Genomic DNA, 13,865 nt, shown 5'->3' with positions numbered 1-13,865 from the left:
TACGAAGTATTGTATAAATAGAGAACAGCAGTAAGATATTTTCTAATTGAAAATCATCTTACTGCTGTTTTTTTAGGGATTTATGTCCCAGCCTCTTAATGTTTATTTGTCACTTTTTTACTTTTGTAATTTCAGAAGCGTATACTCTACCATTCGTGTCACAGTATTGAAAAACTATTCTTCGTAATCATAAGCTGTTTGAATGATATCTTTAATTTCACTAATGAGCGCCTCTTTAGGGTTTGCAGTTGTACATTGATCTTCAAATGCGAGCTCTGCCATTCTATCAATAGTGCTATTTAACTTTTCTTCAGAAACACCTTGTGCTTTCAAGTTCATTTCAATGCCAACTGATTGACCTAATTCGTAAACAGCTTTAGCTAATGATTCTACGAGTGCTTCTGTCGTATTTCCTTTTAATCCTAAGAATTTGGCAATATCAGCATAATCTGTATCTGCTCTGAAGAACTCATATTTAGGGAATAATGCATGTTTTTGAGGGTCTTTAGCATTATAACGGATAATATGCGGTAGTAATATCGCATTCGCTCTACCATGCGGAATACCATATTCACCGCCAACTTTATGCGCAATTGAGTGTGCAATGCCTAAGAATGCATTTGCAAATGCCATACCAGCCAATGTTGATGCGTTATGCATTTTCTCTCTTGAAACTTTATCACCTTGTTCAACAGATGATTTTAAATATTCGAACGTCAATTTAATCGCCTGTAGACTCAAACCTCTTGTGTAGTCTGAAGCCATTACAGATACATATGATTCCATTGCATGCGTTAGTACATCCATTCCTGTATCTGCTGTAACGCTTTTTGGCACACTCATCACAAATTGAGGGTCAATAATTGCAACGTCAGGTGTTAAAGCAAAATCTGCCAACGGATATTTTACATTCGTTTCACTATCTGTAATAACTGCAAATGGTGTTACTTCTGAACCTGTACCTGATGTCGTAGGGATACAAATGAACTTCGCATTTTCAGGCATGCCTATTTTATAAGTACGTTTACCAATGTCTAGGAACTTTTGTTTAGCACCGAAGAATGATGTCTCAGGGTGTTCAAAGAACATCCACATTGCTTTTGCAGCATCCATCGCTGAACCACCACCAAGTGCAATGATTGTATCCGGTTGGAACTCAACCATCATTTCCAGGCCTTTATATACTGTATTGGTTGATGGGTTTGGCTCAACATCACTAAACACTTTAATTTGCGGTTGCTCAGATCGTTGATTCAATACTTTTTCAACAGTTTTCGTATATCCCAATTCGACCATGCCAGGATCGCAGACAATCATAACTTTTTCAATATTTTCCATCGCTGTAAGGCTCATAATTGCATTTTCTTCAAAATAAATTTGAGAAGGTACCTTGAATATTTGTGTATTATTACGACGTTTAGCAATCGTTTTAATATTTAATAAATCCGTTGCACTTACATTGTGTGAAATAGAGTTTCTACCATGAGAACCACAACCTAATGTTAATGATGGAATCAATTCATTATACATATCTCCAATACCTCCAACTGCTGATGGTGTATTTAAAAGTACACGACACGCTTTCATTCTGAGTCCGAAGTCTTTTTGTAACGATTCATCTTCTGTATGGATAACAGCTGTATGTCCTAATCCTCCAAAGTGTAATGTATCTTCACAGATTTGAAATGCTTGTTTTGTTGATTGAGCCTTTACTATGGCTAATACTGGGGATAATTTTTCACGAGATAATGGATAGTCTGCACCGACACCATTAATTTCAGCTATGATAAGTTTTGTATTTTCGGGGACAGGTATACCTGCTAATTCAGCTATTTCAACTGCAGATTTACCGACAATATCAGGCTTAATACCTGTTTTTTCTTCATTCATAATTGCATTTTCTAAACGTTGTAATTCGTCTTTTTTAGCAAAGTACGCTTGATGAGCCTTGAACTCATTTGTAACGTCTTTATAAATCTCTTTATCAATAACTACAACTTGTTCAGAAGCACAAATCATACCATTATCAAATGTTTTTGAACCAATAATATCGTTTACTGCCCGTTTAATATGTGCTGTTTTTTCAATATAAGAAGGTACGTTACCTGGTCCAACACCTAACGCTGGTTTTCCAGTTGAATATGCAGATTTAACCATACCGGAGCCACCTGTTGCCAACACTAACGCAATTCCTTTGTGATTCATTAATTGTTTTGTCGCTTCGATAGATGGCACATCAATCCATTGAATAATATCATTCGGCGCCCCTGCTTTGATCGCAGCCTCTAACATAACTTCAGCTGCACGCTTCGACGATTCTTGCGCGCTTGGATGGAATGCAAAAACAATTGGATTTCCTGTCTTAATTGCAATCATCGCTTTAAAAATAGTTGTCGACGTAGGATTGGTTGTTGGCGTAACACCACAAATAACACCAATTGGTTCCGCTACATACGTTAATCCTTTTTCTTTATCTTCACCAATAATCCCTACTGTTTTATTGTCTTTTATTGAATTCCATATATATTCAGAAGCGTATAAATTTTTAATCGCTTTATCCTCGTATATACCTCTTCCAGTTTCTTCATGTGCTAGTTTTGCTAGCACCATATGTTGATCAACAGCCGCTAAGCTCATTTGATGAACAATATGATCAATTTCTTCTTGTGACTTTTTAGATAATGCTTCTAATGCTTTTTTCCCTTTGTCAGCTAGAGCATCAATCATAATTGCCACTTCTTGTTCTTTCGATCCACGATTTTCTTTTTCAGGTATAGTTAACATATACAACCACTCCTTTATACTTTGTGAATTATTTCACAAACATTATAGTACATGTCTCTCAGGATATAAAGAAAATTCTATACAAAAAAGTTTAATTTCGAATATTATTTGAACAAATATCAAATTTTAAAATAAATGTTTTCTTGTAATCATTGTTATTTCAATGTTTTTAGAATGATTTTGTAAATATAATTTTTCCAATGACATAATTTATTCATAATTATATATTTAATTCTGAATATTCCTAAACAGCTCACAAAGCCTATTATATAGCGTAAAACACAACATCCAAACGTCTTTATCGATACCCATCAACAGATGTTATACATAAAAACCTCGAACTGAAATGATGATCTTTTCAGCTCGAGGTTTAAATATTGGTGCCTTATTTATATAGATTTGTTATATTATATTCTCTATTTTCATTAACATAATCCTTAAAGAGTTTTAAATTAATACCTGCTAGATGATTCAAAAATGTTTCATCAACTTTTAAATAATTCAATAATTTTTGTGGTGTCAGTATATTTCTATCAAAATACAACTTTAATAAACTATTCATTTTGACAGGACGTGACATTTCAATCACGTCGTCTAAAGGCTCTTTACTTTTATAGCCTTTTTTATTTAATGATGCCCAAAAATATCTGTACTGAGTACTAGACATTAGACCTAGATAATAGGCTCTCATTGCAATTGCTTGTATAGAAACATACCATTTTTCTTTCAATACAGCTAAATAGTCAGGATTTGATTTTTTTGTCATTTGATCAAAGTCTTTTTTAAACGCTTCTTCAGGTAGTAAAAATTCAGAGGCGAAAATATCTGCCTCATGTTCAATTGTCTTATATTCTTCAGGAGATAATAAGTCGAATTGAATATGACGATGTAGAACGAGATGTCCCAGCTCATGTGCAAGATCAAAATTCCTTCTAACTGCTACCCCCTTATTTGTACCCAGTATAATAAAAGGTGTCAGATCTTTACTCCAAAAACTATATGCGTCTATGCTATCATTAATTCGCTTTTCGTATATGACTATACCCGCTTTTTCAAGCATAAATAATAGTGCTTCATTGCTTTCGTCTTGAAGAATTTTAGCCCTCACAACTTTAGCAGTTTCTTTTATGCTTTCTTTTTTATTTAGTGATTCTAAATTGCCATTCAACAAGTCATTTAAATTATTTATTAAAGATAAAATAATATTATCCGGTATCTTTACAAAAGAAAATAAGTAGCTAGTTAAATTAGATAAATACATTGCTTGATAATATTGCTTATTTAATAGTTTCGTAGATACTTTATAATTTTTTGCTCTAAAAGCTATACTATGTTTATCGACAGAATTTATTAGGAGCTCTTCGGGCTGCTCGCTAATAAAGTAGCTAGATTTAACATTAAAAATAGATGTCATATCATAAATTTTACTAATTTCTGGCATCATATTTTTTGTTTCATATTGCCAAATTGCTTGTTCACTCACATTTATTTTTTCTGATAATTCTTTTCTACTTAGAGCATTAAGCTTTCTCACGTATTCTAAATTCTTGCCAATAAACATTAACTTCACCTTTCACTTTCAATCATATCGTTACCTTCATCGATGCTGATACCAAATGCATGTTCCACATCTATGAGTTCTAACTCTCCATCGTTTTTAAGTACTTCTAACTCTTCTTCGTCAATATGATAATCTTCTCTTTCTACTATTACTTTTTCTATTAACTCTGTCAAATCATCAACCATAATGGCAGAATTTGTTTCTGGATTTGGTAACCATTGTTTGATTGCAGCTAATTGCTTTGATTCTTTATCAATACGATATGTAATAATTAAAAAATAAGAATTAATATCTCTATTACTGCCTTCTTTTATATTAAATAATATACTATCTGCAGTCATTTGATGCCCAATTTCAAAATCTTCTTCAACAGTACCAAAATTAATGCCCTTATTCTTAGCCATAAGTTCCTCTAGGTAGTTTTTACTTTTTGGATTTTTATCAGCAACTAAACTCTTCCCTACGGTTACATTTTTTTCATCAAAGTAATCTTCATTTTTCAATATAAACATGATATTATTTTTCTCTTCATCCATATTAAATATAAACTTTAAATACTTCCATGATGGTCCAGCATTTTCTTTAATATACTTAACAAAATTTTCCAAATGATTAGCAACTTGATTTTCAATATGATTAGATTTGGTGTACACATAGGCATCACTAATCACCATACGTTTCTTGACTTCATTTCTCTCATTAACATAGTCCTTATATCCCGCGATAATTCCTTTAACAATAGACTCTCTTACTTCTTGTTTAATTGTTTCCAAATTAATCACTTCCTAATATTAAGTTATATAAAATATAAGCCTTATTTTTTGTAAAATCAACATTTTTCTTAAAGTATATTGGTTTTTAAGAGTGATTAGTTTAAACAAAAACAAAAACTCACCCGATTAAAATCAAGTGAGTTTTACATATATCCGTCACTTTTCAACTTTAAAATCAACAACTTGCGGGATGCGCATCAAATTATTATTTGATAAAAAATCAATAAGTAATTGTGCGCCTTCAACTTGAATATCTTTTACAACTGGCGCATCGATATACATATCATACTGACCACCGCCAACTGCACGATAATTATTTACACAAATTGTATATGTCTGCTTTAAATCAACTGCGTGACCTTGAATCATCATATTACTCACACGTTGTCCCTTTGGTCTTCCAACATGAATGGTATAACTTACGCCGCCATATATATCATAATTAAAGTGTTGTGGTTTGGGTTCAAGGAAGTCTGCGCTCACACTCACTTCATCATTTTTCACGTCAAAATATTCTGCTGATCGTTCAATGGCTTCTTTAAGTTTGGCACCACTTACAGCTAAAACTTTAAATGTATTTGGAAATGGGTAATTGTTAATAACATCTCGCATCGTCACGACTTGCTTGAAACCACTAGCAGAATCAAACAAAGCTGTACAGGCAACATCTGCACCACTATTTTCTAATAAAGCGTAATTCATAAAATTAGTAAAAGGATGCGGTGCCACACGTGCCTCAAATGCATGATTAATCGTCATATCATATGGAAATGTTGTAATTTCGCAATCTAACCAGTCCTCTAACTGCTTTCGTAAATGTTGATCATCTTCATCAATAGAAAATGTAGAATCATCTATAACAGGAAGTAATTCACATGATGCAATGGATACATTTTCATATTCATCAGTACTCAAGACAACTTTCCCTACAGTTGTACCTCTCGTACCAGGTTGAATCACAGCCGTTTGCTGAAACATTTCAGCAATTTGTCGATGTTGGTGACCAGTAATAAAAATATCTATATCTTTAGAAAATGCTTCTAACATGGCATACCCTTCATTTTCACCCGTTAACACTTCGGTCGGCGTACCACTTTCTAAATCCTTTTCAAATCCACCATGGTAACAAACCACAATGATATCTGCATGTCGCTTCATTTCAGGTAAGTGTTGTTGAAGTGTTTCAAAAGCACTATGAAACGTAAGTGACTGAATATGCTCTGGTTGTTCCCAATATGGAATAAATTGTGTCGTTAACCCTATCACACCAACCGTTTGATTTCCAACCTGAAAATACTGCACACCGTTATCAGTCAATGTACTATCATCTTCATAAATATTAGCGCACAAAACTGGATAATTGAGTCTGCGTAAAGTGTCTTTTAAGTATGCTAATCCATAATTAAATTCATGATTACCAAGCGTACCAAAGTCGAATGCCATTCGATTATAAAAATCAACTAAAGGCTGGCTACTACCGCTATGCGCGATTAAGTAATTACAAAATGGTGACCCTTGCAAAAAATCACCATTATCTATTTTAAAACTTTGGTCATACTGCCTTCCGTCTTGTTCTATAACATGATTTGCTAGTAACAATCCCATAGGCTGATATTGATTTCTACGTGTAAAATCTGTTGGGAAAATGTAACCATGTACGTCACTCACGACATAAAATGCTATGTTTGACATCCTCAATCACTCCTTCAATCACAAACATCTTTCTTATCTCTATTATATATTTATTTGAAGTTTGTTGTAATTAAAGTTTTGTTACTGAGTTTTAAACGAATCTTTGAACCTTCTATACTTTCAAGTACTTTTGCATTGACCTTAATTGTAGCATTTCCGTTTTCATCAGCTTTAACTGTTGGCAAAGTACTGTAACCTGGCGGGTCATAATCGTTATCTTCACTTGAAAATTGTCCGATTTGACGTCCATCTTCTTTGTAAATACCAATTCTAAGATTTTCAAGTGTTTGATTTGCTTCAAATCCTTTTAAATGTATTGTCACTTCAAATGGCTCATTTACAGAAACATTTTGCGGGATATCAAATGTTACTTTTTCGTTCTGATTTGATGGCGTATGATCATCTGGTGTGTTTGGCTGAGGATCTGCGCCTTTTTCACTGCCATAACTACCTGCTTTAAATGTTGTTGGATCATACCATTTATAACCACTTGGCGGTAGTGCCCACGGCTCTTTTTCAGGTTCTGTTGATTTCTCTGGCTTTTCAAAATCAAGTAACTTAGTCTTAGTATCTAATGTTACACCACTTGCCTTAAGTGATTTCTCATCATTATCTTTAGACATCCAAGTCGTTATATTATTTAATAATTTGCTATTGTCTTGCTCTTTAAATCCATCATATGTTTTCTTCTTTTCTCCAGTATCTTCTCTTAAATATTTAGGTGAGCTATCTTCTACTAGTGATGAATCACCGATGAAAGCTGCTTTACCTTTACCTACTTTTGATATTGCTACATAGGGACCTTCTTCCTTACCTCCACCGTTATAAATACCTTGATCTACAGCATGTGACCATTTACTTTTCGCTGGCAGCTTTTCTGGTGTATATACAATACCTTTAGCTTTTTCAGGATTAGTGATGGCTAATGTGGACCCTGCATGCATAGATACAGATTTAACACCTTCTGTAATACCGAAACTTTCTTTTGAAGAAACGATATTGCTCGTATTTAAATCACCTAGCGCATTATATCGAAAACGTACGCCAAAGTTTGTAGATAACCAATCTGAACTTTTCACACCTTGCATTGCTGTAGAATTTTTTTCCTCTGTATTCATACCTTTCGACATATCTTCATACGCTCCACGTCGATAACCATTCATTGCCTCCGATGAATCAATACGATTTAAATTTCGGTCAGCATTGTAATGATCTGAAATAAAGACAACATTTCCCCCCTGTTTCACATAGTTAACAATTGCTGCCTGTTCTGATTCTTTGAAAGGAATGTTAGCCTCAGGAATTACAAATATTTTGGAACTTTTCAAACTTGCTTCTGTTATGTTCGAATGACCATCAATAGCTTTAACGTCATAACCTTGTTTTTGTATTGAATCCGCATAATCTGAAAATGCACCATCACTAACCCAATCTGCAGCACCAGCTGTTTGACCATGGGAACGATCGAATAATACCGTTTGCTGTTGCTTTGTAGATTGCGATTCATGCGTTATAGCTAAAGATTGCGGTAAAGCACTTAATGATACCGTTGCAACAATTGCAGAGACAGTTAATGACTTATATATTTTTTTCATTTTGTGAGGCTCCTTTTAAAATAAATTTGTTCTTGAATTATAGGATAAATATATGTTGGAAATGTGCAATTTAACGAAATATTTACAAAATCTTATCAAAATCTTAAAGAAAGTTATTAAAATTTATTTTTATAAAATACTTTTTCACATTTAAGTGTGGTACGCTATAAGTGTAATTTCATTGTATACATATTACACGATTAAGAATGTGAAGGGGACAGTTATCAAATGAAAAATTTTAAGTATTTATTTGTATTAATGTTAGCAGTCATTGTTTTTGCAGCAGCATGTGGAAATTCAAGTTCTTTAGATAATCAAAATGATTCGGATTCTAAATCAGGAGGATACAAACCTAAAGAATTAACAGTTCAATTTGTGCCTTCACAAAATGCTGGAACATTAGAAGCTAAAGCAAAACCATTAGAAAAATTACTATCTAAAGAGTTAGGAATTCCAGTTAAAGTGTCTGTATCTACTAACTACAATACAATTGTTGAAGCTATGAAGTCTAAAAAAGTTGATGTTGGTTTCTTACCACCAACGGCATACACATTAGCACATGATCAAAAAGCAGCAGATTTGTTACTACAAGCACAACGTTTCGGTGTAAAAGAGGATGGTTCGCCAAGTAAAGAACTTGTAGATAGTTATAAATCAGAAATCCTTGTTAAAAAAGACTCCAAAATTAAAAGCTTGAAAGATTTAAAAGGTAAGAAAATCGCCTTGCAAGATGTAACATCAACTGCTGGATATACATTCCCACTTGCGATGTTAAAAAATGAAGCAGGCATCAATGCAACTAAAGATATGAAAATTGTCAATGTTAAAGGTCATGATCAAGCAGTAATTTCATTATTAAATGGAGATGTAGATGCTGCGGCTGTATTTAACGATGCGCGTAATACTGTGAAAAAAGACCAACCAAATGTATTTAAAGACACAAGAATTTTAAAATTAACACAAGCTATTCCGAATGACACAATTTCTGTAAGACCAGATATGGATAAAGATTTCCAAGAAAAATTGAAAAAAGCTTTTATAGACATTGCTAAATCAAAAGAAGGTCACAAAATTATTAGCGAAGTATATTCACATGAAGGGTACACAGAAACGAAAGATTCAAATTTCGACATTGTAAGAGAGTACGAAAAATTAGTTAAAGATATGAAATAATCATTATTTAACAAATGAATCATTATCGAATTTGGTATTAAAAGCTTTCGTTCAATAGATATATTCTAGATTGATATTGAAAAGCTAGGCGCTAAACTGAAACAGATATATAAAGGTGTCGTTGTGTATTTGAAACGATTTGTACACAGAAACCCAATGTCTATGATATTTCAGTTTACCTTGGCTTTTCTTTATTAAAGAAAGGTGTCAAACATGAGTCAAATCGAATTTAAAAACGTCAGTAAAGTCTATCCTAACGGTCATGTAGGCTTGAAAAATATTAACTTAAATATTGAAAAAGGTGAATTTGCCGTCATTGTAGGACTATCTGGTGCTGGGAAATCTACGTTATTAAGATCTGTAAATCGTTTGCATGATATCACGTCAGGTGAAATTTTCATAAAAGGTAAATCTATCCCAAAAGCACGCGGAAAAGAGCTATTAGCTATGCGCCGTAATATTGGCATGATTTTCCAACATTTTAATTTAGTTAAACGATCAAGCGTACTTCGAAATGTGTTAAGTGGACGTGTTGGCTATCATCCTACATGGAAAATGGTATTAGGTTTATTTCCAAAAGAAGACAAAATTAAAGCAATGGATGCATTAGAGCGCGTTAACATTTTAGATAAATATAATCAACGTTCTGATGAGTTATCAGGTGGTCAGCAACAACGTATTTCAATCGCACGTGCACTTTGTCAGGAATCAGAAATTATTCTTGCCGATGAGCCGGTTGCTTCTTTAGATCCATTGACAACGAAACAAGTAATGGACGATTTAAGAAAAATTAATCAAGAATTAGGAATAACAATATTGATCAATTTACATTTTGTAGATTTAGCGAAAGAATATGGCACACGTATTATCGGTTTACGTGATGGTGAAGTTGTCTTTGATGGTCCTGCTTCTGAAGCAACAGATGATGTTTTCAGTAATATTTATGGACGCTCAATTAAAGAAGATGAAAAGTTGGGAGTGAATTAACATGACCATAGAAACAACATCAAAGTATGACTCACTTTTAAAAAAGAAAGTATCGCTAAAAACGAGTTTTACCTTCATGTTAATCATCGCATTCATCATTTGGAGTTTTAATTATACAGGCTTTAACTTTGGAGATTTGATGATAGGAATCCCTCAAATATGTGATTTATTTAAACAAATGATTCCGCCTGATTTCGAGTATTTACAACAAATTACAACGCCAATGTTGGATACCATCCGTATGGCTATCGTAAGTACAGTATTAGGTAGCATCGTATCAATACCAATTGCGTTATTATGTGCTGGCAATATCGTTCAACAAAAGTGGATTTCAATACCCTCGCGTTTTATTTTAAATATAGTTCGTACTATACCGGATTTGCTATTAGCAGCAATCTTTGTGGCTGTATTTGGAATCGGTCAAATTCCAGGGATATTAGCTTTGTTTATTTTAACTATCTGTATTATTGGGAAATTATTATATGAATCATTAGAAACGATAGATCCAGGCCCAATGGAAGCGATGACGGCTGTTGGCGCTAATAAAATAAAATGGATTGTTTTCGGTGTTGTACCACAAGCCATATCGTCATTTATGTCATACGTATTATATGCATTTGAAGTAAATATACGTGCTTCAGCTGTGCTTGGATTAGTCGGCGCTGGCGGTATTGGTTTATTTTATGATCAAACACTTGGTTTATTTCAATATCCAAAAACAGCAACGATTATTTTATTTACTTTAGTTATCGTCGTCGTCATTGATTACATCAGTACGAAAGTGAGGGCACATCTCGCATGACACAAGAAACAGCAAAATACAATGTTCACACAAAAGCACACAAACGAAAATTGATTAAAAGGTGGCTTATAGCAATTGTCGTCTTAGCTATTATCATATGGGCATTTGCAGGTGTACCAAATTTAGAACTTAAAAGTAAATCATTAGAAATCTTAAAATCCATATTCAGCGGATTATTCCATCCTGATATCAGCTATATCTATATACCAGATGGCGAAGACTTATTACGTGGTTTACTTGAAACCTTTGCTATAGCCGTTGTAGGTACTTTCATCGCCGCAATTATTTGTATACCATTAGCATTTCTTGGTGCAAATAATATGATGAAGCTACGCCCAGTTTCAGGCGTTAGCAAATTTATTTTAAGTGTTATACGTGTCTTCCCAGAAATTGTCATGGCACTTATATTTATAAAAGCTGTTGGCCCAGGTTCATTTTCAGGTGTATTAGCCTTAGGTATCCATTCAGTAGGTATGCTTGGGAAACTTTTAGCTGAAGATATTGAAGGTCTAGATTTCAGTGCTGTAGATTCATTAAAGGCCAGTGGTGCGAATAAGATTAAAACACTTGTATTTGCAGTCATACCACAAATTATGCCTGCCTTTCTATCACTCATACTTTATCGCTTTGAACTAAACTTACGCTCGGCTTCTATACTGGGGCTAATTGGGGCTGGTGGTATCGGAACACCACTCATATTTGCCATTCAAACACGTTCTTGGGATCGTGTAGGTATTATATTAATTGGTTTAGTACTAATGGTCGCAATTGTCGATTTAATTTCCGGTTCAATCCGAAAACGTATTGTTTAACATTAAATCAAGACACTCCTAAATAAGAGGTGCTACCGTCTTACGTTTTTCAATTATAGTAAAACAGCAGTGAAGAAAACTATTGCTATAGTTAACTTCACTGCTGTTTTTATTATATCTAGATTGATTCTATTTCAACTCTTTTAAATAACTTTTACCGAACTCTGGTAATGTTACGTTGAAATTATCTGCTATTGTTGCACCGATAGAACTAAATGTAGTGTCACTTTCTAATGCGTGCCCACCTTTAAATTTCGGACTATACATAATTACTGGAATATATTCTCTCGTATGATCCGTACCTGGCGCTGTCGGGTCATTACCATGGTCAGCTGTAATAATTACTAAGTCGTCTTCTTGTAAGTTGCTAAACAGTTCTGGCAAGCGATCATCGAAATCTTTAATTGCTTGTGCATAGCCAGGTTTATCACGACGATGACCATATAATGCATCAAAGTCTACTAAGTTTAAGAAACTAATACCTGTGAAATCTTTCTTAACAATTTTCATCAATTGGTCCATACCATCCATGTTACTCTTCGTACGTACCGCTTCTGTTACACCTTCGCCATCATAAATGTCATTAATTTTACCGATGGCAATGACATCGTAACCACCATCTTTTAAATGATCTAAGACAGTTTTACCAAATGGTTTTAACGCATAGTCATGTCGATTTGATGTACGTGTAAAGTTTCCTGGTTTACCAACATATGGACGTGCGATAATACGACCAATTAAATATTTAGGGTCCTTTGTCAACTCACGAACCTTTTCACAAATATCATATAACTCTTCTAACGGGATAATGTCTTCATGTGCAGCAATTTGCAATACTGGGTCTGCACTTGTATAAACAATTAAATCCCCCGTTTTCATTTGGTGTTCGCCCCACTCATCGATAATTTGCGTACCCGATGCCGGTTTGTTAGCAACAACTTTACGACCTGTCATTTCCTCAATTTGTTGAATTAACTCTTCAGGGAATCCATTAGGGTATACTTTAAATGGTTGCATAATATTTAATCCCATAATTTCCCAGTGACCCGTCATTGTATCTTTACCAACTGAAGCTTCACTCAATTTAGTATAGTATGCCTCTGGTTGTTCAACTGCATTTACTACAGGTAATTTATCGATGTTCCCTAGACCTAACTTTTCAAGGTTTGGTAAAGTTTGATCGAAGCCTTCTAATGTATGTCTTAAAGTATGTGAACCTTCATCTTTAAAATCAGCTGCGTCTGGCGCTTCACCAATACCTACTGAATCCATTACGATTAAATGTACACGATTAAATGGTCTTGTCATAGCTATCACTCCCAAAATTTATATATATATTAGTAATCTGAATCTGCCTCTAAACCTTGCATAATTTGAACGCCTGCGCTCGCACCAATACGTGTCGCACCTGCTTCAATCATTTTACTGAAATCTTCTAAATTACGTACGCCACCTGATGCTTTTACTTCTACATCAGCACCTACTGTATCTTTCATTAATTTAACGTCTTCTGCAGTCGCACCGCCACCTGCAAAACCTGTTGATGTTTTAACGAAGTCCGCACCAGCTGCTTTGGTTAACTCACTCGCTTTTACGATTTCGTCATGGTTCAATAATACCGTCTCAATAATTACTTTCACTGTGTGACCTTTTGCCGCTTTAACCACAGCTTCAATATCTTGTTGA

At 34.1% G+C, this 13,865-nt stretch carries 11 protein-coding genes; 4 read left to right on the top strand and 7 right to left on the bottom strand.

All coding sequences use genetic code 11. The features are described from left to right. Nucleotides 1–174: 174 nt before the first annotated feature. The 5 genes from adhE to CD116_RS02260 all read right to left on the bottom strand — a co-directional run bounded on the left by adhE (nucleotide 175) and on the right by CD116_RS02260 (nucleotide 8,405). Nucleotides 175–2,784, bottom strand: a complete 2,610-nt coding sequence (gene adhE / locus CD116_RS02280; RefSeq protein ID WP_047548458.1) for a bifunctional acetaldehyde-CoA/alcohol dehydrogenase — start codon at nucleotides 2,782–2,784, stop codon at nucleotides 175–177. Between the two features lie 385 nt (nucleotides 2,785–3,169). Then, nucleotides 3,170–4,345 carry a spr1629 family repressor/antitoxin gene (locus CD116_RS02275; RefSeq protein WP_000469828.1) on the bottom strand — a complete coding sequence of 392 codons (1,176 nt, stop codon included), beginning with the start codon at nucleotides 4,343–4,345 and terminating at the stop codon, nucleotides 3,170–3,172. A gap of 5 nt (nucleotides 4,346–4,350) precedes the next feature. After that, nucleotides 4,351–5,118, bottom strand: a complete 768-nt coding sequence (locus CD116_RS02270; protein WP_047548456.1) for a spr1630 family ClpXP-sensitive toxin — start codon at nucleotides 5,116–5,118, stop codon at nucleotides 4,351–4,353. 156 nt (nucleotides 5,119–5,274) lie between these two features. Next, a complete protein-coding gene (locus CD116_RS02265) occupies nucleotides 5,275–6,810 on the bottom strand; it encodes a bifunctional metallophosphatase/5'-nucleotidase (RefSeq protein ID WP_047548453.1) in 1,536 nt (511 codons plus the stop codon). Between the two features lie 50 nt (nucleotides 6,811–6,860). Next, nucleotides 6,861–8,405: a DNA-binding protein gene (locus tag CD116_RS02260; protein ID WP_047548450.1), complete on the bottom strand. Its 1,545-nt coding sequence runs from the start codon at nucleotides 8,403–8,405 to the stop codon at nucleotides 6,861–6,863. Nucleotides 8,406–8,633: 228 nt separating this feature from the next. On the opposite strand from CD116_RS02260, the gene CD116_RS02255 reads away from it, so the two are divergent. The 4 genes from CD116_RS02255 (at nucleotide 8,634) to phnE (CD116_RS02240) (ending at nucleotide 12,179) form a co-directional block, all read left to right on the top strand. Further along, nucleotides 8,634–9,578: a phosphate/phosphite/phosphonate ABC transporter substrate-binding protein gene (locus CD116_RS02255; protein ID WP_047548448.1), complete on the top strand. Its 945-nt coding sequence runs from the start codon at nucleotides 8,634–8,636 to the stop codon at nucleotides 9,576–9,578. Nucleotides 9,579–9,791: 213 nt separating this feature from the next. Then, nucleotides 9,792–10,565 (top strand): phosphonate ABC transporter ATP-binding protein, encoded by a 774-nt coding sequence (phnC, locus tag CD116_RS02250; RefSeq protein ID WP_047548446.1) that lies wholly within the window; start codon nucleotides 9,792–9,794, stop codon nucleotides 10,563–10,565. A gap of 1 nt (nucleotide 10,566) precedes the next feature. Next, complete coding sequence (phnE, locus tag CD116_RS02245) at nucleotides 10,567–11,367, top strand: phosphonate ABC transporter, permease protein PhnE (RefSeq protein WP_047548443.1); 801 nt, start codon at nucleotides 10,567–10,569, stop codon at nucleotides 11,365–11,367. Next, nucleotides 11,364–12,179: a phosphonate ABC transporter, permease protein PhnE gene (phnE, locus tag CD116_RS02240; protein WP_047548440.1), complete on the top strand. Its 816-nt coding sequence runs from the start codon at nucleotides 11,364–11,366 to the stop codon at nucleotides 12,177–12,179. Before phnE (CD116_RS02245) ends, phnE (CD116_RS02240) begins: the two co-directional genes overlap by 4 nt. 129 nt (nucleotides 12,180–12,308) lie before the next feature. On the opposite strand, the gene deoB is transcribed toward phnE (CD116_RS02240), so the two are convergent. Next, nucleotides 12,309–13,487, bottom strand: coding sequence for a phosphopentomutase (gene deoB, locus CD116_RS02235; protein WP_047548437.1), 1,179 nt, complete (start codon nucleotides 13,485–13,487; stop codon nucleotides 12,309–12,311). Nucleotides 13,488–13,516: 29 nt separating this feature from the next. Next, nucleotides 13,517–13,865, bottom strand: a 349-nt coding sequence (gene deoC, locus CD116_RS02230) for a deoxyribose-phosphate aldolase (RefSeq protein WP_103325169.1), incomplete at its 5' end; no start/stop codon positions are given.

It is taken from the genome of Staphylococcus schweitzeri, assembly GCF_002902405.1.
In the GTDB taxonomy this organism is placed as follows: Bacteria; Bacillota; Bacilli; order Staphylococcales; family Staphylococcaceae; genus Staphylococcus; species Staphylococcus schweitzeri.
The sequence above is the reverse complement of the archived record's forward strand: the minus strand, read 5'-3'. Positions and strand labels throughout refer to the sequence as shown.

Bases quoted from the DNA above. Each gene is read 5' to 3' on its own strand.
- adhE (WP_047548458.1), bottom strand. From the start codon at position 2,784: ATGTTAACTATACCTGAAAAAGAAAATCGTGGATCGAAAGAACAAGAA.
- CD116_RS02275 (WP_000469828.1), bottom strand. From the start codon at position 4,345: ATGTTTATTGGCAAGAATTTAGAATACGTGAGAAAGCTTAATGCTCTA.
- CD116_RS02265 (WP_047548453.1), bottom strand. From the start codon at position 6,810: ATGTCAAACATAGCATTTTATGTCGTGAGTGACGTACATGGTTACATT.
- CD116_RS02260 (WP_047548450.1), bottom strand. From the start codon at position 8,405: ATGAAAAAAATATATAAGTCATTAACTGTCTCTGCAATTGTTGCAACG.
- CD116_RS02255 (WP_047548448.1), top strand. From the start codon at position 8,634: ATGAAAAATTTTAAGTATTTATTTGTATTAATGTTAGCAGTCATTGTT.
- phnC (WP_047548446.1), top strand. From the start codon at position 9,792: ATGAGTCAAATCGAATTTAAAAACGTCAGTAAAGTCTATCCTAACGGT.
- phnE (WP_047548443.1), top strand. From the start codon at position 10,567: ATGACCATAGAAACAACATCAAAGTATGACTCACTTTTAAAAAAGAAA.
- phnE (WP_047548440.1), top strand. From the start codon at position 11,364: ATGACACAAGAAACAGCAAAATACAATGTTCACACAAAAGCACACAAA.
- deoB (WP_047548437.1), bottom strand. From the start codon at position 13,487: ATGACAAGACCATTTAATCGTGTACATTTAATCGTAATGGATTCAGTA.